Annotated in this window: 18 protein-coding genes and 1 tRNA gene; 10 read left to right on the top strand and 9 right to left on the bottom strand. The window is 63.7% G+C overall.

What is annotated here, in order from left to right:
- The first annotated feature begins 4 nt into the window (after positions 1-4).
- Positions 5-1,342 (top strand): ABC transporter ATP-binding protein, encoded by a 1,338-nt coding sequence (locus BAMB_RS12350; protein WP_006755837.1) that lies wholly within the window; start codon positions 5-7, stop codon positions 1,340-1,342.
- A 68-nt stretch (positions 1,343-1,410) separates the two neighbouring features.
- On the opposite strand, the gene BAMB_RS12345 is transcribed toward BAMB_RS12350, so the two are convergent.
- A complete protein-coding gene (locus BAMB_RS12345; protein WP_011657617.1) occupies positions 1,411-1,905 on the bottom strand; it encodes a hypothetical protein in 495 nt (164 codons plus the stop codon).
- Positions 1,902-2,453 (bottom strand): hypothetical protein, encoded by a 552-nt coding sequence (locus BAMB_RS12340; RefSeq protein WP_041491240.1) that lies wholly within the window; start codon positions 2,451-2,453, stop codon positions 1,902-1,904. Before BAMB_RS12340 ends, BAMB_RS12345 begins: the two co-directional genes overlap by 4 nt.
- Positions 2,454-2,739: 286 nt before the next feature.
- On the opposite strand from BAMB_RS12340, the gene BAMB_RS12335 reads away from it, so the two are divergent.
- The 3 genes from BAMB_RS12335 (at position 2,740) to BAMB_RS12325 (ending at position 5,083) form a co-directional block, all read left to right on the top strand.
- Positions 2,740-2,937: a hypothetical protein gene (locus BAMB_RS12335; RefSeq protein WP_041491239.1), complete on the top strand. Its 198-nt coding sequence runs from the start codon at positions 2,740-2,742 to the stop codon at positions 2,935-2,937.
- A gap of 150 nt (positions 2,938-3,087) precedes the next feature.
- Positions 3,088-4,509 (top strand): alpha,alpha-trehalose-phosphate synthase (UDP-forming), encoded by a 1,422-nt coding sequence (gene otsA / locus BAMB_RS12330; RefSeq protein ID WP_011657614.1) that lies wholly within the window; start codon positions 3,088-3,090, stop codon positions 4,507-4,509.
- Complete coding sequence (locus tag BAMB_RS12325) at positions 4,502-5,083, top strand: AAA family ATPase (protein WP_011657613.1); 582 nt, start codon at positions 4,502-4,504, stop codon at positions 5,081-5,083. The genes otsA and BAMB_RS12325 overlap by 8 nt, the downstream gene beginning before the upstream one ends.
- Before the next feature lie 32 nt (positions 5,084-5,115).
- Here BAMB_RS12325 and BAMB_RS12320 read toward each other — a convergent pair whose 3' ends face one another.
- The gene (locus tag BAMB_RS12320; protein ID WP_011657612.1) at positions 5,116-6,483 is read right to left on the bottom strand and encodes an MFS transporter; all 1,368 of its coding nucleotides are present in this window, start codon (positions 6,481-6,483) and stop codon (positions 5,116-5,118) included.
- Between the two features lie 194 nt (positions 6,484-6,677).
- The gene (locus BAMB_RS12315; protein WP_006755286.1) at positions 6,678-7,058 is read right to left on the bottom strand and encodes a DUF5594 family protein; all 381 of its coding nucleotides are present in this window, start codon (positions 7,056-7,058) and stop codon (positions 6,678-6,680) included.
- 117 nt (positions 7,059-7,175) lie between these two features.
- On the opposite strand from BAMB_RS12315, the gene BAMB_RS12310 reads away from it, so the two are divergent.
- The gene (locus BAMB_RS12310; protein WP_041491238.1) at positions 7,176-7,577 is read left to right on the top strand and encodes a hypothetical protein; all 402 of its coding nucleotides are present in this window, start codon (positions 7,176-7,178) and stop codon (positions 7,575-7,577) included.
- Positions 7,578-7,789: 212 nt separating this feature from the next.
- Here BAMB_RS12310 and BAMB_RS12305 read toward each other — a convergent pair whose 3' ends face one another.
- Complete coding sequence (locus BAMB_RS12305) at positions 7,790-8,122, bottom strand: hypothetical protein (protein ID WP_011657610.1); 333 nt, start codon at positions 8,120-8,122, stop codon at positions 7,790-7,792.
- Between the two features lie 144 nt (positions 8,123-8,266).
- Here BAMB_RS12305 and eco point away from each other — a divergent pair, with 144 nt between their 5' ends.
- Positions 8,267-8,767, top strand: a complete 501-nt coding sequence (gene eco / locus BAMB_RS12300; RefSeq protein ID WP_011657609.1) for a serine protease inhibitor ecotin — start codon at positions 8,267-8,269, stop codon at positions 8,765-8,767.
- Positions 8,768-8,846: 79 nt separating this feature from the next.
- On the opposite strand, the gene BAMB_RS12295 is transcribed toward eco, so the two are convergent.
- Positions 8,847-9,461 (bottom strand): TetR/AcrR family transcriptional regulator, encoded by a 615-nt coding sequence (locus tag BAMB_RS12295; protein WP_011657608.1) that lies wholly within the window; start codon positions 9,459-9,461, stop codon positions 8,847-8,849.
- Between the two features lie 115 nt (positions 9,462-9,576).
- On the opposite strand from BAMB_RS12295, the gene BAMB_RS12290 reads away from it, so the two are divergent.
- A complete protein-coding gene (locus BAMB_RS12290) occupies positions 9,577-10,317 on the top strand; it encodes an SDR family NAD(P)-dependent oxidoreductase (RefSeq protein WP_011657607.1) in 741 nt (246 codons plus the stop codon).
- Positions 10,318-10,838: 521 nt separating this feature from the next.
- On the top strand, positions 10,839-11,957 hold the full coding sequence (locus BAMB_RS12285) for a right-handed parallel beta-helix repeat-containing protein (RefSeq protein WP_011657606.1): 1,119 nt from the start codon (positions 10,839-10,841) through the stop codon (positions 11,955-11,957).
- A gap of 75 nt (positions 11,958-12,032) precedes the next feature.
- Here BAMB_RS12285 and BAMB_RS12280 read toward each other — a convergent pair.
- From BAMB_RS12280 to BAMB_RS12275, 3 genes are all read right to left on the bottom strand, one after another.
- Positions 12,033-12,109: transfer RNA gene (locus tag BAMB_RS12280), tRNA-Met, on the bottom strand.
- Between the two features lie 858 nt (positions 12,110-12,967).
- Positions 12,968-13,825, bottom strand: a complete 858-nt coding sequence (locus BAMB_RS33765) for a DUF4393 domain-containing protein (RefSeq protein ID WP_011657605.1) — start codon at positions 13,823-13,825, stop codon at positions 12,968-12,970.
- Positions 13,826-13,905: 80 nt separating this feature from the next.
- Entirely contained in the window at positions 13,906-14,487 is a 582-nt protein-coding gene (locus tag BAMB_RS12275) for a recombinase family protein (protein ID WP_011657604.1), read from the bottom strand.
- Positions 14,488-14,775: 288 nt separating this feature from the next.
- On the opposite strand from BAMB_RS12275, the gene BAMB_RS12270 reads away from it, so the two are divergent.
- Together BAMB_RS12270 and BAMB_RS12265 are read left to right on the top strand one after the other, a co-directional pair.
- Positions 14,776-15,777: a hypothetical protein gene (locus tag BAMB_RS12270; protein ID WP_041491237.1), complete on the top strand. Its 1,002-nt coding sequence runs from the start codon at positions 14,776-14,778 to the stop codon at positions 15,775-15,777.
- 154 nt (positions 15,778-15,931) lie between these two features.
- Positions 15,932-16,822, top strand: a complete 891-nt coding sequence (locus tag BAMB_RS12265) for a hypothetical protein (protein WP_041491236.1) — start codon at positions 15,932-15,934, stop codon at positions 16,820-16,822.
- Positions 16,823-16,859: the final 37 nt, after the last annotated feature.

Here is a 16,859-nt window from a genome sequence, read left to right as displayed (position 1 = left end):
CGCGATGCACAATCCGAATGCTGTAAACGCCCCCGTCCAGACGTCCCAGCCGCCGCGCCTCGGCGAGGAAATCCTGCGTGTCGATCACGTCTGCCGCGGCTTCAACAAGACGCAGGGTGAGTTGCTCGTGCTCGACGATGCGAACCTGTCGCTGCGCGAAGGCGAGATCGTCGGGCTGCTCGGCCGTTCGGGCTCGGGCAAGTCGACGCTGCTGCGGATCATCGCCGGGCTGATCGAGCCGACCGGCGGTGAAGTGACCTATCTCGGCAAGCCGCTGCGCGGCCCGGCCGAAGGCGTCGCGATGGTGTTCCAGACCTTCGCGTTGTTCCCGTGGCTGACCGTGCTGCAGAACGTCGAAGCCGGGCTGGAGGCGCTCGGCGTCGGCGCGCGCGAGCGACGCGAGCGCGCACTCGCCGCGATCGACCTGATCGGTCTCGACGGCTTCGAGAACGCGTATCCGCGCGAGTTGTCGGGCGGCATGCGCCAGCGCGTGGGCTTCGCGCGCGCGCTCGTCGTCGACCCGACGATCCTGCTGATGGACGAGCCGTTTTCCGCGCTCGACGTGCTGACGGCCGAAACGCTGCGTACCGACCTGCTGGATCTCTGGACGCAAGGCCGGATGCCGATCAAGTCGGTGCTGATCGTCACGCACAACATCGAGGAAGCGGTGTTCATGTGCGACCGGATCCTGGTGCTGTCGTCGAACCCGGGCCGCGTGATCGCCGAGATCAAGGTGCCGTTCAAGCATCCGCGCAACCGGCTCGACCCGGCCTTCCGCAAGCTGGTCGACGACATCTACGCGAAGATGACCGCGCGCCAGACCGGCGAGGCGACGAAAAAGGGGCTGGAGCTCGGCAGCTGGCTGCCGCAGGTGTCGACCAACCTGATGGCCGGCCTGATCGAGACGCTCGCGATGGCGCCGTACCACGGCCGCGCGGACATGCCGGAAATCGCGCGTACGCTGCATCTGGAAGTGGATGACCTGTTCCCGATCGCGGAAGTGCTGCAGTACCTCGGTTTCGCCGACGTGCGGGAAGGGGACGTGTTCCTGACGCCGCCGGGGCGCGTGTTCGCGGAATTCGGCACGCAGGAGCGCAAGCTGATGTTCGCCGATCATCTGCTCAAGCACGTGCCGCTCGCCGCACGGATCAAGAAAGTGCTGAACGAGCGCCCGGGCCATCGTGCGCCGCGCGTGCGCTTCGAGCAGGAGCTGGAGGATTTTCTGTCGGACGGCGCGGCCGAGGAAACGCTCGACGCGGTGATCGACTGGGGCCGTTACGGCGAGATCTTCTCGTACAACGACCAGACCGAAATCTTCAGTCTCGAGGACGTCGAGTCCTGAAGCCAACGGGCCGGGCCGTGCGGCCCGGCATTCGCCTGCGCGGCGCTTGGGTCATGCGCCGCGCATCGTTACTGCAAATTGCCCCACCGGTCGACGGCCGGTTCGGCCGACGCCCACTTCCAGTGCGTCCCTTGCTGGCACGCATTCGCGAAATACCAGTCGGCCTTGTCGCCGTCCTTCACCGAGAACGCGAATTCCTTGCACAGCGCCAGCGCCGTCGAGTACGCACGCGTGACGCGCACCTCGCCTTCGCCGTTTTCCAGCGGCAGCGTGTTCTTCACCTTCCACGGCTTGACTTCGCCGACGGCCAGGCTGCCGGCCGCCTTCGCGATCGCGTCCTGCTGATTCTGATGGAGCTGCTTCATCGTGCGATTGACGGCTTCGTCCGTCGCCGCCTGCACGGCGATGCCGACACCGACGCCGACGGCCGGATTCGCGGTGACGAGGCCCGTCGCCGCGCCGGCCAGCGCGCCGCTCGCCGCGCCGACCGACCCGCAGCCCGACAGCGCGGCGCTGGCCGCGCACAGCGCGCCGATCGTCGCGATACGGATCGCGATGCTCATTGCAGCGCGCCCCAGCGTTCGGTTGCGGGCTCCGCCGACGCCCATTTCCACACCGGACCGTCGCGGCAGATCGTGGCGACGTAGAACGCCGACTGCGCGGCCTTGTCGGCCTTCGCGGGCGTGTCGACCGCGAACACGATCTCCTTGCAGTCGAGCGGACCGACGCTGATCATCCGGCTGACCGTCACGCGGCCCTGTTCGTCGTCCTCGATCGGGAACGAATGGTGCGTCGACCACGGCGCAACGCCGCCGACGTCGAGCGGGGCCGCCGCCTTCGCGATCTGTTCCTGGGTGTAACGGTGTGCGACGCGCTGCGAGTACTGGACGCCCGCACGCGCGCCGGCCACGGCGCCGAGGCCGATGCCCGTCGCGACGGCGGCGTTGTTGGTGACCTTGGAGGCAATCGCGGCGCCCGCGATACCGGCGCCGGCGGTCGCGCCTTCGCTGTACAGCGAGTTGCAGCCGGACAGCAGCGTGGCCGTCGCAAGCGTGGCCAGCGCGATGCGCGCCGTCATGGCCCGGCGCGGCGGTTCGAAACGTGTGTTCATCCCTGAGTGCAAGTCCTGTCTGGGTGAGCGGCGACGCATGCGCGCCCCCTTGCCGCGTCATTGTTTCGCAATTGTCATAGGAAAACTGCAAAGCTTTGACAAATCGCGGCGGCGGCACGCGCGCGTACGCGCGGCGTTATTGTCGGACAGACGATTAGAGAGGGGTCGAAACGTTACAAATTGAAGGTAATTGTTACCTTCGCATGCGAGGAAGCGACCTAGACTGTTTTGTTATGGAATGTTTCTACGACGGCTCCGAGCCGCGCTGCCTATGAGACACCCAGCCATGCGCCGTTCGAAACGATCTTCTCCCCGGTCGCCCGATGCGGGCGCCGAGCGTCAGCGTCCGCAGACCGACGCGCCGGCCGCACCGCCTGCCGGCGCGCCCGGCGAGACGCCGGTCGACGGCGATCACAACCAGGGCGGCGCACGCCCGGAAGGGCTCGACTATCAACGCGACCTCGGCCAGGAGCAGGACGCTTGATCCTGTCGCCGTTGCATTCCGCCGCCGCATTTCGTTGCGCTCTTTGTTGCATCGCTCACATCTGAATCGCCGCGCGACTGCCTCCGGGTCGTCGCGTCCGCCTTGGCGCGCGCCGCGCGCCAACCAATCGAATCGAGGAGGGGAAGCCGCATGAGCAGATTGATCGTGGTATCGAACCGTGTCGCCGCCGGCGAGGACACACGCCCGAGTGCAGGGGGTCTCGCGGTCGGCGTGATGGACGCGTTGAAGGACACCGGCGGTGTCTGGTTCGGCTGGAACGGCGAGATCGTCGGTACGCCCGACGCCGAACCCGCGATCCAGCGGGACGGCAACGTCACGTATGCGACGGTCGGGCTGACCCGGCGCGACTACGATCAGTACTACCGCGGCTTCTCGAACGCGACGCTGTGGCCGGTGTTCCACTACCGCAGCGATCTCACGCGCTTCGACCGGCAGGAGTACGCGGGCTATCTGCGCGTGAACGCGATGCTGGCGAAGCAGCTCGCCGCGCTGCTGCAGCCAGACGACCTGATCTGGGTGCACGACTATCACCTGCTGCCGTTCGCGCATTGCCTGCGCGAGCTCGGCGTGAAGAACCCGATCGGCTTCTTCCTGCACATTCCGTTTCCGTCGCCCGACATGCTGCGCGTCGTGCCGCCGCACGAGGAGCTCGTGAAGTTCATGTGCGCATACGACATCGCGGGTTTCCAGACCGATGCCGACAAGCAGGCGTTCACCGACTACATCGAGCGGCGCGGCATCGGCGCGGCGAGCGACGACGGGATGCTGCATGCGCACGGCCGCGTCGTGAAGGTTGCCGCCTATCCGATCGGCGTGCATCCGGATGCGATCGCCGAGGCGGCCGTCCAGTACGGCTCGCGCAAGCCGGTGAAGATGCTGCGCGACGCGCTCGACGGGCGCAAGCTCGTGATGAGTGTCGACCGGCTCGACTATTCGAAGGGGCTCGTCGAGCGCTTCCAGTCGTTCGAGCGGATGCTCGCCAACGCGCCGGGCTGGCAGGGGCGCGTATCGCTCGTGCAGATCGCGCCGCCGACTCGTTCCGACGTGAAGACCTATCAGAACATTCGCGAAACGCTCGAAGGCGAGGCCGGCCGCATCAACGGCCGCTTCTCGCAACTCGACTGGACGCCGATCCAGTACCTGAACCGCAAATATGAGCGCAATCTGCTGATGGCGTTCTTCCGGATGTCGCAGGTCGGCTACGTGACGCCGCTGCGCGACGGAATGAATCTGGTCGCGAAGGAATACGTCGCGTCGCAGGACCCGGCCGATCCGGGCGTGCTCGTGCTGTCGGAGTTCGCCGGTGCGGCGGCCGAGCTGACCGGTGCGCTGCTCGTCAATCCGTACGACCTGTCGCAGATGGCCGACGCGCTCGAGCGCGCGCTGTCGATGCCGCTCGCGGAGCGCCAGGCGCGACATGAAGAGAACCTCGCGCGACTGCGCGAAAACAACCTGTCGGTCTGGCGCGACACGTTCGTCGCCGACTTGCGCAGCGTCGCGGCGGCCGCGTCGGTCACGCAGCGCGCGGGCCGGCGGGCCGCGCATGTCTGAGCGGGTGGAGGAGGGCAGCGCGGCGGACGAAGCGTCGGCCCGCTTCTTCGTCGTTACGGGCGGCCCGGGTTCGGGCAAGAGCACGTTGCTCGATGCGCTCGAACGCACCGGTTTCGCGCGCTCGCACGAGGCCGGGCGCGGCGTGATCCGCGACCAGATGGCGATCGACGGCCCGGCGCTGCCGTGGCGCGACCGGGCCGCGTTCGCCGAGCAGATGCTGAACTGGGAGATGCGTTCGTACCGTCTTGCGCATGGTGCGCGCGGGCCCGTGTTCTTCGATCGCGGCGTGCCGGACGTGATCGGCTACCTGCGACTGACGGGCCTCGCCGTGCCCGCGCATGCGGAGGCCGCGGCGCGGCGCTTTCGCTATCACCGGCGGGTGTTCATCGCGCCGCCGTGGCCCGAGATCTACACGCAGGACGCCGAACGGCGGCAGGATTTCGACGAGGCGGTGCGGACCTACGACGCGATGGTCGACTGCTATACGGCGTACGGGTATCGGCTGATCGAACTACCGCGAGTGAGTGTGAAGGCGCGCGTGCGCTTCGTGATGGACGCGCTCGACGCCGCATGACGCGCGCACGCGGCGCGCGGCGCGCGGCGGCGTCAGGTCGCCGCGTCCGGGCGTGGCGACGTGATGCGCAGCATGCTGACCACCGCGGCGATCGCCGCGAACCCCGTGGCGACATAGAGCGCGATCGTCGGACCGTGGTCGGGCGCGAGCCCGAAAATCAGCGCGACGAGCGCGGCGCCGAGGGTCTGGCCGGTCAGGCGCGCCGTGCTCAGCATCCCGCCCGCGCCGCCGCTGCGCTCGCGCGGCGCCGACGACAGCATCGCGCGATTGTTCGGCGACTGGAACAGCCCGAAGCCCGCGCCGCACAGCGCCATCCGCCACACGATGTCGACCGTGCCCGGATGCGCGCCGATCGTCGCGAGCGACAGCAGGCCGGCCGCGAACAGCGCAAGCCCGATTCCGCCGAGGATGCCGGCCGAGTAGCGGTCCGACAGCACGCCCGCGAGCGGCGCGGCGAACACGATCACGAGCGGCCACGGCGTCATGTAGAGGCCGGTTTCGACTTGGGAGAAGCCGAGCGAATTCTGCAGCCAGAACGGCAGCGCGACGAATGCGAGCATCTGCGACGTGAACGACGCCATCGACGTATAGATCGACAGCGCGAACATCGGGATGCGCATCAGATCGACCGGCAGCAGCGGCGCCGGCTGCGACAACTGGCGCTTCACGAAGAAGTAGCCGACGACGAACGCGACGGCCAGCTCTGCCGCGACGTAAGCGTGGCGTTCGCCGTGGCCGAGCCCGTCGACGGCCGTGATCAGCAGCCCGAACACGCACGCGTTCATCAGCGCGCTCGCGAAATCGTACGGCGCGTCGTGCAGCGGGTTGGCCGGCAGCGCGCGCACGCTGCCGAGTACCGCGGCGATGCCGATCGGCACATTGACCGCGAACAGCCAAGGCCACGACGCAAACGACAGGATCGCCGACGCGACCGTCGGCCCGATCGCCGACGACAGCGCGACCACCATCGCGTTGATCGACAGCCCGCGCCCGAGCATCGACGACGGGTAGATCATCCGCACCAGCGCCGCATTGACGCTCATGATGCCGGCCGCGCCGAATCCCTGGATCACACGCATCACGGCCAGCATCGGCAGCGAGCCGGCGAGCGCGCAGCCGAGCGACGCCGCGGTGAAGAGCGCCAGCCCCGCGATATAGATGCGGCGATAGCCGACGCGTTCGCCGAGCGACGCGAGCGGCAGCAGCGTGATCGTGACCGCGAGCTGATACGCGTTGACGATCCAGATCGATGCGGCATCGGACGCGTGCAGGTCGCGCGCGATCGTCGGCAGCGCGACGTTCGCGATCGCGCCGTCGAGCACGGCGAGCGTGATGCCCAGTGCGACGCAGACGATCGCCCAGTAGCGTTGCGGAAGCGGCAGGCCGGTATCGGCGTTCATGACGGAGCGAAGGCGTGGGTTGTCCGCGCGCCCGGGCACCGGTTGTGTGCGCAACCATGCTCGCGGGTGGAGGCGGCGGTGAGTGGCCCGGCCGGCCGGGCGGCGCCGGCGCGGGACCGGTCGAGTGTATCACCGGGCCGCATCGCGCGACGTCGACGCACCCGGGGCCGCCGGCCACCGGCCGGCGCGCGCATTCAGCCTTCGAAATCGAGGCCGCCGAGCCGCACGAGCGGGTCGGCCTGCGTGCGCGACGCGAGATCGATGTCGCGCGCGCCCTGCCACGCGCCCAGTTTCTTCGGCAGCGCGGCCAGGTAGTGCTCGAAGCGCTGCGGACCGTCCGGCTCCATCAGCCGCTCGATCTCGTCGGTGTCCCAGGTCAACTCGAGGTTCAGCGGATGCACGAAGCCGCTCACGTGCTCGTGTGGCGCGCTGCGGATCCGCACGCGCGTCGGTTGCCCGTGGCCGCCGTACGGGGCGACGTCGGCCTGGACGTGATCGGCGAAGAAGGCGGCGATCGCCCGCGCAATGCGCGGCGCGAATTCGGTATCGAAACGGCGGGCGGTTTCGGGCTGCATGAACGCGTCTCCTGTGGGCCGAAAATCGTAGCACGGCCGTACCGCGTTTCGGTGTGCGTGATACCCGTAATGGCGCGTTACCACTTGCTGCATCTATTACGACCGCGTGCCGCCACAATGCATCGCATCCAGTACCACTTCGCGTGGGAGTCCATGATGAAAAAAATTGCCGCTGTATGTGTCCTCGCCGGTTCGCTCGCCGTGGCGGGCCCGGCGTCCGCGCATGGCCGCGACGGGGGCGCCGTCATCGGCGCGCTGATCGGCGGCGCGGTGCTCGGCGCGATCGTGACGTCCGCGATGAATCCGCCCGTCGCGTACCAGGCGCCCGTGTATCAGGCACCGGCCTATCAGCCGCCGACGTACTACCAGGCGCCGGCCTACCAGCAGCCGGCTTATCCGAGCTACCAGCAGGCGCAGTACCAGGACGGCGGCCCGAACTATTGCTACGACCGCTATCAGCGCGCGTATGTGTGCGGCGCGCCCGTGTCGGGCGGCTATGCACAGCCGGCCGGCTGGTGAATGGGCGCGTGACCGGGCTCGGCGCCGCATGATCGGCGGCGACTGAGTCGCCGATACGCAGGATGACAAAAGGAAAGGCCCTCGCGTGATGCGAGGGCCTTTGTCATGTCGGGGGAGCCGGTTTCGGCAGCCTTTTTATCCGTCACCCAGCGCCCGTGCGGAACCGTGTGCGGATACAAACGGTTGCAATTGCATCCGCTGGATCGGCCGAATCAGTGGCGATGGCCACCCTCACCGCGCCCGCCGCCGCCTCCGCCTTCGTTCCAGTCGCCGCGGCGTCCGCCGCCGCGTCCCCAGCCGCCATGGTCACCGCGATCGCGATCCCAGCGGCGGTAGTCGCGATGGCCGCGATCCCAGTCGCGCCCGCCACCGCCGCCGCCCCATATATTGACCGTGCCGTAGACCGGCGCCGCGCCGTAGGCCGGCCCGTACGCGTAGCCGGGATCGGAATAGTAGGGCTGTCCGTAGCCGTATCCGGCGTCCGGGCCGACGACGCAACCGGCCAGCAGCGTGGCGACGCCGGCGGCAGCAATGAGCTTCAGCATGATGTTCTCCGTGGGTTCTCCTATAAGTACCGCGCGCGGGGATTGCCGGCTGTTTGCAATTGTGTCGTCAAATTACAGCCCCGTAAGGTCTTGCGACGAAAGTGTTAGCATCCGGGGCCCATTTTGTTTATCAGGAGCACATCGATGAAATTCGCGATCCGGGCCGTCCTGGCCGCCTTTTGCGTGACGACCGCCGCCGCCTGCGCGGCCGGGCCCGCATCGGCGCCCGCCGTGCCGGCCGAGTCGATCAAGATGTTCCCGCAGCCGGCGGCCGGCCAGCAGCGCGCGGTGATCGCGCTGCCCGCGCTCGAGAACGAAGGCGATGCGCGCGTCGAACTGATGATCGGCAAGACGCTGCAGACCGACTGCAACCAGCAATGGTTCGGTGGCGAACTGACCGCCGAGGACGTGAAGGGCTGGGGCTATACGTACTATCGGCTGACCGACGTGAAGGGGCCGGCGTCGACGCTGATGGCGTGCCCGGGCCAGGCGCCGCAGCAGCGGTTCGTGCAGGTGCGTAGTGACGGCCAACTGCTGCGCTACAACAGCCGCCTGCCGCTCGTCGTGTACGTGCCGGACGGTTTCGACGTGCGCTATCGTGTGTGGCATGCGTCGAAGGACGTGCAGCACGCCGTTACGCAGTAAGGTACCCGCGCGGCCATGCCGGGCGCTTGCCGCCGGCCGGCCGCGCGCGGTTTCGTGGGTTGCTTTTCGGGGCCCGCCGTCAGCCGGCGCGCGCGCCCGCGAGCGCCGGCCATGCGGCCAGCGCGGCTTGCGCGACCGCTTCCAGATCGCGACGGCTCGCGCCGTCGCGCGCCTGAATCGACATTCCCTGTTGCACCGTCACGTAGTAGCGCGCGATCGCGTCGAGATCCGCGTGCGCGGAAATCTCGCCCGCTGCAACGCCTTCGCCGAGCCGCGTGCGTAACGCGGCGACCGTCTGCTCGCGCATGGCGATCAACATTTGCCGGACCGTGTCCGAGCGCTCGGCCGGATGCAGCGCCGACAGGACGATCAGGCAGCCGGCCGGCTTCGACAGGCGCGTGAACACGCGCGCGGTCTGCATCAGATAGTTCTCGATCGCGTCGTGTGCGCTGCCGGCCTGTTCGACGCCGTCCCAGATCTCACGGCCCTCCGTTTCCCGATAGTGCTCGATCGCTTGCCGGAACAACGCCTCCTTGCTGCCGAACGCCGCGTACAGGCTCGGTGACGCAATGCCCATCGCGGCCGTCAGGTCCGTCATCGACGCACCCTCGTAGCCGAGGCGCCAGAACACCTCCATCGCGCGATCCAGCGCCGCTTCCTTGTCGAAGCTTCTCGGTCGGCCCCGTTCAGCCATGACATTCGTTCCTTCGTCGATATCTGTATCGATCGATAAAATAATTCAATTGACAGCGCCGCGCAACCTGCCACATTCTGTGTCAGTCGTTACATAAATGACCACAGGAGCTTTCATGAATCGACTTCAGGGCAAGCGTGCACTCGTCACGGGCGGCAGTCGCGGCATCGGCGCGGCCATTGCGAAACGGCTGGCGGCCGACGGTGCGGACGTCGCGATCACTTACGAGAAATCGGCGGAGCGGGCGCGGGCCGTCGTTGCCGACATCGAGGCGCTCGGCCGCCGGGCCGTCGCGATCCAGGCCGACAGCGCCGATCCGGTGGCCGTGCGCGGCGCGGTCGATCATGCCGCGCAGACGCTTGGCGGCCTCGACATCCTCGTCAACAACGCGGGCATCTTCCGCGCGGGCGCGCTGGACGACCTCACGCTCGACGATATCGACGCGACGCTGAACGTGAACGTGCGCGCGGTGATCGTCGCGTCGCAGGCGGCTGCGCGGCACCTCGGGGAGGGTGGGCGCATCGTGTCGACCGGCAGTTGCCTCGCGACGCGCGTTCCCGATGCGGGGATGAGCCTCTATGCGGCGAGCAAGGCCGCGCTGATCGGCTGGACGCAGGGGCTCGCGCGCGATCTCGGTGCGCGCGGCATCACGGTCAATCTCGTGCATCCGGGGTCGACCGATACGGACATGAATCCGGCCGACGGTGAGCATGCCGGCGCGCAACGTTCGCGGATGGCGACTCCGCAGTACGGCAAGGCGGAGGACGTGGCGGCACTCGTCGCGTTCGTCGTCGGGCCGGAAGGGCGGTCGATTAACGGTACCGGGTTGACAATCGATGGCGGTGCGAATGCATAAACGTAGAGGTGCGATGTAATTTGCTCCTGCGCTGGCGGTAATCGCTGCACCGATGCCGCGCGCGATTTCGAGGTCGCGCGCGGTCGAACCAGTCCTGACGTTCGCGTGTTGAAGAAGGTTCGGGATTCTATGCAATGTCGGATGCGTGTCAGTTGCGTTGAATCACGGAGTATTGCGAACGGTGGCCTCCGCACGGAATTCATTTACAAAGTGCGCTGGCGTACTTACGATGACGCCAATCTGGGCTAGCGGAACATCGTATGCGTACAGTCGATCAAGCGATGCTTGCCGCGCTCTGCCTTTGTCTTGCCGCATGCGGCGGTGGTGACGACAACCCTGCGGCGGCACCGCAGACCGTTGCGGGTACATCGACATCTGCCGGCGCCGCATCCGGTGCATCGACTTCATCGACTTCATCGACGAATTCCGGAAGTTCTGGCTCGACCGCCGGGGCGACCGGCATCACTCCCGGCGCGACGCTTCAGCCGTCCAGCGGCTCCAATCCAGTTCTCGTCGCCGATGTGACGGTCTCCCCGGCCGCCGACGGCAGCGACCAGTCCGACGCGTTGCAGAAAGCATTCGACAGCCTGCAGGCCGGCCAGCGCCTGGTGATCGCGCCGGGCCGCTACGTCGTCGGGCATTCGCTTGCCGTGACCGTGCCGCAGGTGGTGATCTCCGGATATGGCGCGACGCTCGCCGCCACGAATCCGGCCGACCAGACGATCGTGATGCGCGGCGCCGGTTCGACGCTCGTCGGCGTGACACTCGCCGGCACCGGCACGACGCGGCTCACGACACCCGAGTCGACCAAGGTCGAGGTGACGGGCGCGGACGTTCAGGTGCTCGGCGTGACGATCCAAGGAGGCGCGAGCGCGGGGATTTTCGTGTTCGGCGGCAGCGGTATCGCGATCGTGGGCAACACCGTGCGCGCGACGCTGGCCGATGGCATCCATACGACCTACGGGTCGACCAACGTGCTGGTGCAGAACAATACGGTGACGGGCACCGGCGACGATCTGATCGCCGTGGTCAGTTATCTCGGCGACGGCCGGCTCAGCAGCAACGTGCTGATCGACCACAATTCAGTGTCGGGTAACGCGTGGGGGCGCGGTATTACCGTTGTCGGCGGGCAGGGCGTGACGATCTCGAACAACACGGTCGACGGCGTCGAGAAGGCGGCGGGTATCCTGGTCGCGCAGGAAGACAGCTGGAAGACTTATGGGTCGTCGAACGTCGTCATCACCGGCAATACCGTGACCAACATCCAGAACTCGAACGTGAACAACGGCCTGCAGCCCACGCAACAGGGCGCGATCGAGCTGGATACGTGGACGGGAACGGTGTCGGGCGTGGCGGTGACGGATAACCGCGTGTCGGGATCCGGCTATGCGGGGTTCCGGGCGTATGGGAACGTGTGTTCGTTCAGCGTGACGGGCAATACGTTTTCGTCCATCGCCGGGTTGCCGGTCGGGCTGTTGACGAACGGGTGCGCGGTGAGCCAGATCGTCGTCGACGCGAATCGGCTCGCGGATGGCAGTGTGCTGGCGCTGCCGGCCGGGGCGTCGTCGACGGGGACGTTGGCCGTGACGGGGGTGAATGCGAGTTTGATGCCGAAGGTCAGGACTGGGTTAATGCGGTGAGCACGGGGGGCGGCCGTGCTGGTACAGCATGCAAATCAAAAAGCCCGCTTGCTTTCGCATAGCGGGCTTCGATGTTGGTTGCGGGGATAGGATTTGAACCTATGACCTTCGGGTTATGAGCCCGACGAGCTGCCAGACTGCTCCACCCCGCGGCGCGAAGTGTACCCCGGACTGTTGCGGTGCGTCAAATGATCAGTGATCCCCCCGCGTCTCCCATCAAAATCCGCTTGCTTACATTGCCTGGGTTCTCTCGGATATCGGAGTGTTACCTTGGTTCCGATCAAGTAACCGATCCATGTTTGTTACCCTTCGGCGGTTGGATAACACTTTGGGTAACAGTCGAACACTTGATCGAAAAAACGCTGTGCGCAGTGCCCGCGCATTCGGAAGGGCGTCGGAGGACTCGCGGGGAATCGGTGGTTGTTTCCACCGCTGATCGCTGCTGGAAGTCCGCAACAATGAAACCCCGCACAGCCAAGCGTGACGGGGTTCTTGCGGCGAAGCTGGTGAAACTTTGGAGGCTCTCTGGTCCCCGACAGAATTCATATCTCTAGGCTGCCAGGGAGCTTCTGGCATCGACTGCGCATAGATACCAACAGAAATACCAACAGGCAACAGTGCATAGTGCGAAGGAGTTCTGTACGTAACTTCGCTTGCCGTCGAAAGCGAAAAATTCTAGAGATTTGGAGATTAGTGCGCCTTTTCGGTTGTTAGCCTTGTCCGGCAAGCCTTTGACTATCTCCAAATCTATCTCCAGAACACACGCTTACTTGGAGACAACTTTGGAGATAGTCGATCCTCGGGGTAGCCTCTGCTTAGCCGCATTGCAATCTGCCCATCGATCTGGAACGCTGCGCGCAAAGAATGCCCAGCGCCGCCGCCCTCCCAGCGCCGCAGACGAACGCGAGCGATACGGTTCCCGAAAAGTCACTTTGAGCAGATTTAATAGTTACATTGGCGGTCGCGGTAGTAACAGAGACGAGCGATAAGGTGGAGATCGGCAGCCGTTGTTACGTCCTCACGCCAATAGCCGCACCGAACTGCCTTCCAAACGCCGTGACGTCAAGCCGCCCGCTCGCAATTTCCAACGTCCTCTGCGGCGGTGCGTTTTGAGGTACCCAATACCTATACTCGGGTCGCGATTTCGCCCATTCGTAGATATTCTCTCCGGCAATCGAAGTTTCGTAGCTCACTGTCACTAGACCAAGACGAATCCAATTGTCGACCAACGCCGGCAATTCTCGGGACGCCCACGGTACACCATCACGATGAAGGCCCAATACATGAGTTTCCACGGTCTGGTAGCTTTCCGGAAAAGAAAACTTCAGTGCCGCGTGTTCATCTCGATAGGTGTTGAAGCGAACTTGTACGATAGGATGGGTGTTGACTTTAAGAATGAAATTTAATACTTGAGCTTCAGGTGCGCTGAGTTGTCGAATAATCTCTGCAAATGCAGGGTGTGCATTTTTAGCATGCCGATCGTCCATGGCAGTCGCTATTAGCTTGAGATACATGTTTCTCAAACTATCGTATCCATGGGTGAATGCCAGGCCCTGAAGAGCTGGGCCAATGACCGCGGCTTCGGGTTCACATAGATTGTCGGGAGGGATGGCCTCTGCGGCCTCAGCGACATCTGACGCAAATCGATGTTCGAAGTACTCTTTTGCTTTCCCATAGCCGTAGTTAATGGCGGCTAGAGGAAGTAGCCCCACGTTGATGAATTGGGTAATCGTCTTGGCTGATTTTGCCAAATTAGATCCGGCCGCCTTCACATCTGGATGATCACCCGCAACCTTAACGATCGCCCCGACTAACTCGACCGTGCTCTTTGCGTCCTCAATCGCATTCTTTACCCCGTCGTCTGACATGGCATCCTCACTTTAAATTATAGAAAAAGTACGCCGGCACTATTAAATCAACCCACCACAGCCGTACCGATTTCCATTCCTTAGTCGTTTGTACTGGAGCGTACGCGCATGATCGTCTGCCGACTCGTACCATACTGCTTCGCAAGCCCCGCCACAGTTGCCCCTTCGGCGAGCCGCTGTCGGACCTCTCCGCGCTGTTGTTTCGAAAGGGCGCTTGGTCGCCCCATCGCTTTGCCCTCCGCCCGAGCACGTGTTATTCCGGCATGCGTCCGCTCAATCATCAAATCTCGTTCAAACTCGGCAACGGCATTCAGCACCTGCATCGTCATCCGACCCGCTGCACTGGTAAGATCAACACCACCGAGTGCGAGGCAATGGATCCTAATACCACGACTCGCCAAATCCTCAACGGTTGCGCGCACGTCCATTGCGTTCCGGCCAAGGCGATCCAGCTTAGTCACGATCAGGACATCACCCTCTTCCATCTTAAGCAGTAGCTCAGCAAATCCCGGACGCTGATCCGCGCTTACGCTACCAGAAATACTCTCCGCCACAACCCGACGTTTGTCGACCGTAAAGCCAGCCGCTTTGATCTCGCGGAGCTGGTTAGTCGCCGTCTGGTCGGCTGTACTGACTCGGGCGTATGCAAAAGTCCGGGACATGTCACTCGTAATGTGTTCAAAATGGATGTCCGAATGATACCCTATGTACGTAACTGTGAATGCCTCAGTTTCGGACATGGCTGCGTACCGCGTCCGAAAGGGTTCGGTTTTGGACATGCCGGGTCGACCGGGCACAGATGGTTTTTTGGTCCCGATGTAGAGCGGCGGATCGTCAGATGCCACAATTCATGCGATAGCAGCCGCGCCAAAACGGAACCAGCTAGCACGCCATCCGTTATGACAATCCGGCCATCGCGCTGCAGTTTGCGCACTTCATCGGGGAACCACATGCCGCTGCCGCTCAAGGACCTTGCCAAGCTGAATCAAATCATTGAACGCATTCAAGCCGGTCGATTTGATGCGAATGATGTCGACAATCTGCTCATGAAGCTTCGTCCATACGCAGGGAGAGAGACCGTTTTCTTTGAGGTGGCGAACTTCGTTGCACACTCCGATGCTCGGGACCGTGGCCTTGCGCAGCAGTCCATCACGTCGTTCGTTGACTCGATCCAGTACTTTCGAGAATACGTGTCTGAGAATCGTCCGCTAGATCTTGGAGCGCCTTTCCCAGCGTACCTTTATCGGCTATTTCTTTCTCAAACCCGTCTTGCGGACGAGCGCCACTTGAAGGACGAGCATAAGATGAGCCGTACAACGCTCATTAAGAAGATTGAAGCCAATTTTTCGATCGACAAGAAAACTGGAACATGCAGCCTAAGGAACAATAAGGGCGGTGTCGAACTGTTCGAAGCCCTTCGGTTCGTTACCGGCTTCATCCATTCGAGGGCGGCGTTCCATGTAAACGATTTTCACAAGGATCTAAAGGATGTCCTGCGTGTGCAGAGAGTCAGCTTCGACGAGGCATCGTGGGACGCACAGACCGATCGCATATCCTTGGCAGTCTTGTGCCTCATATCCAATACGGAGTTCCAACTGGCGGATGGAAGTCAAGCAAGCTGCAAGCTGGAGACCGAAAACTACTTTCGGCTTCTTAGTGGCCAGCGTCGATTGCCGACGGGGAAAATGAGTTCGGACCCGTCTACCTTTGGTCAGTTGGTGGTCTTAGGTGAGGCAACGGTCGGTAGCACGAATATGGTTCCGCTTAGGATCAGTTTCCCCCTCATTGATACCAATCTCGATCCGCATGAACACTGCCATCCCACTTTGTTTTTACGGGATCATGGCCCGGATGCCTTCGCCGGCTGCAAGGTCGAGATTATCAATTTCGCGCCGGATATGTCGCTGTCGGCCGACTTCAAGCTTGTGCGAACCGACTCGATAGTCGGGTAACGGGGGCACGTTTCGAATTCGGCGGCCAAGAGAGTTGGCGTTGCGACCCGTGAGAAAATAGCGGAAGTCGAGCCTAGGTCGGCCACCCGAAAAAACCGGACACCTTCATCGGCTGGCTCGGCGTTTTTCGTGAAGGTCCACACGAAGGGTGGACATGAGAAAGTCACGCAACCTCGGACATGAGGAAATAGATTCCGACGAAGAGCGGGTATCAGCGGACGAACTAGCCGTGTTTGTCGATCGCGGCCCGTCAGCGAAAATCAATCAAGTCTCCGACCATTTTCTGCATCTTGATCCGGCTGACAGCGTTGGTCCTGCGGTAGAGGCTGCCACTTTTCAGCTAATCAAGGCGGAGTATGAGCGGTGGGAGCGCGATCATTTTCAGATGGAGCGCCTCGATTTGATTCGGGCGCGACGGCTTGCGCTGAGCGATTCATTGCCGTATCCGCTGGTACAGAATGTGAGGCGCATTGCAGGCCTCGGCGGCGGGAAGTACGACTGGGCGGAATGGATGTATGCCTTGTATTTGCGCGGAGTGGCGGACGCTAGGCGGCGAGCGCGCGCCGGCGGCGACTTATCCGACCTGCCGAAGCCGGATAAGGCCGTCGCTGCGCAGATTCGAAAGTTGTGGCCCGATATGGAGCGTGCGATTGAGTTTGCTGTTTCCGCTGATGTCAGCAGCATCCAGCGTGAGCGACGGATCTACGCTTTCGCCTATTGCGGCATCACTCATGCCTTTAATGCTGCGCTCGAACTTTTGCATCGGCGGTCGAAGAACGTAACAGAGGCACTGAAGGCAGAAGCGCTGCGCCGTGAGAAGCGCAAGCGAGATGGCTCTGTTGGCAGGGACGCCACTGTCGCAAAGGGCGCTGCAACGCTTACCTTGGTGAAGGCGGAAGTTGAGCGCTATCGCAATCGAGGAGTCCGGGTTGGAATCGACGAGCGAAGAGCTATCGCGACAAAGTTGAAAATCTCTGAGCGTCACGTGCGGCGCTTGATTGAACAACTTCCCGACGGCGATACAACTGCGGACATTTCGGCGTGAAATTGCAGGACATTCCTGCAATCGGGACATTCAACTT

Source organism: Burkholderia ambifaria AMMD (assembly GCF_000203915.1).
Taxonomy (GTDB): Bacteria; Pseudomonadota; Gammaproteobacteria; order Burkholderiales; family Burkholderiaceae; genus Burkholderia; species Burkholderia ambifaria.
The sequence above is the reverse complement of the archived record's forward strand: the minus strand, read 5'-3'. Positions and strand labels throughout refer to the sequence as shown.

Bases quoted from the DNA above. Each gene is read 5' to 3' on its own strand.
- BAMB_RS12350 (WP_006755837.1), top strand. From the start codon at position 5: ATGCACAATCCGAATGCTGTAAACGCCCCCGTCCAGACGTCCCAGCCG.
- BAMB_RS12345 (WP_011657617.1), bottom strand. From the start codon at position 1,905: ATGAGCATCGCGATCCGTATCGCGACGATCGGCGCGCTGTGCGCGGCC.
- BAMB_RS12340 (WP_041491240.1), bottom strand. From the start codon at position 2,453: ATGAACACACGTTTCGAACCGCCGCGCCGGGCCATGACGGCGCGCATC.
- BAMB_RS12335 (WP_041491239.1), top strand. From the start codon at position 2,740: ATGCGCCGTTCGAAACGATCTTCTCCCCGGTCGCCCGATGCGGGCGCC.
- otsA (WP_011657614.1), top strand. From the start codon at position 3,088: ATGAGCAGATTGATCGTGGTATCGAACCGTGTCGCCGCCGGCGAGGAC.
- BAMB_RS12325 (WP_011657613.1), top strand. From the start codon at position 4,502: ATGTCTGAGCGGGTGGAGGAGGGCAGCGCGGCGGACGAAGCGTCGGCC.
- BAMB_RS12320 (WP_011657612.1), bottom strand. From the start codon at position 6,483: ATGAACGCCGATACCGGCCTGCCGCTTCCGCAACGCTACTGGGCGATC.
- BAMB_RS12315 (WP_006755286.1), bottom strand. From the start codon at position 7,058: ATGCAGCCCGAAACCGCCCGCCGTTTCGATACCGAATTCGCGCCGCGC.
- BAMB_RS12310 (WP_041491238.1), top strand. From the start codon at position 7,176: ATGCATCGCATCCAGTACCACTTCGCGTGGGAGTCCATGATGAAAAAA.
- BAMB_RS12305 (WP_011657610.1), bottom strand. From the start codon at position 8,122: ATGCTGAAGCTCATTGCTGCCGCCGGCGTCGCCACGCTGCTGGCCGGT.
- eco (WP_011657609.1), top strand. From the start codon at position 8,267: ATGAAATTCGCGATCCGGGCCGTCCTGGCCGCCTTTTGCGTGACGACC.
- BAMB_RS12295 (WP_011657608.1), bottom strand. From the start codon at position 9,461: ATGGCTGAACGGGGCCGACCGAGAAGCTTCGACAAGGAAGCGGCGCTG.
- BAMB_RS12290 (WP_011657607.1), top strand. From the start codon at position 9,577: ATGAATCGACTTCAGGGCAAGCGTGCACTCGTCACGGGCGGCAGTCGC.
- BAMB_RS33765 (WP_011657605.1), bottom strand. From the start codon at position 13,825: ATGTCAGACGACGGGGTAAAGAATGCGATTGAGGACGCAAAGAGCACG.
- BAMB_RS12275 (WP_011657604.1), bottom strand. From the start codon at position 14,487: ATGTCCCGGACTTTTGCATACGCCCGAGTCAGTACAGCCGACCAGACG.
- BAMB_RS12270 (WP_041491237.1), top strand. From the start codon at position 14,776: ATGCCGCTGCCGCTCAAGGACCTTGCCAAGCTGAATCAAATCATTGAA.
- BAMB_RS12265 (WP_041491236.1), top strand. From the start codon at position 15,932: ATGAGAAAGTCACGCAACCTCGGACATGAGGAAATAGATTCCGACGAA.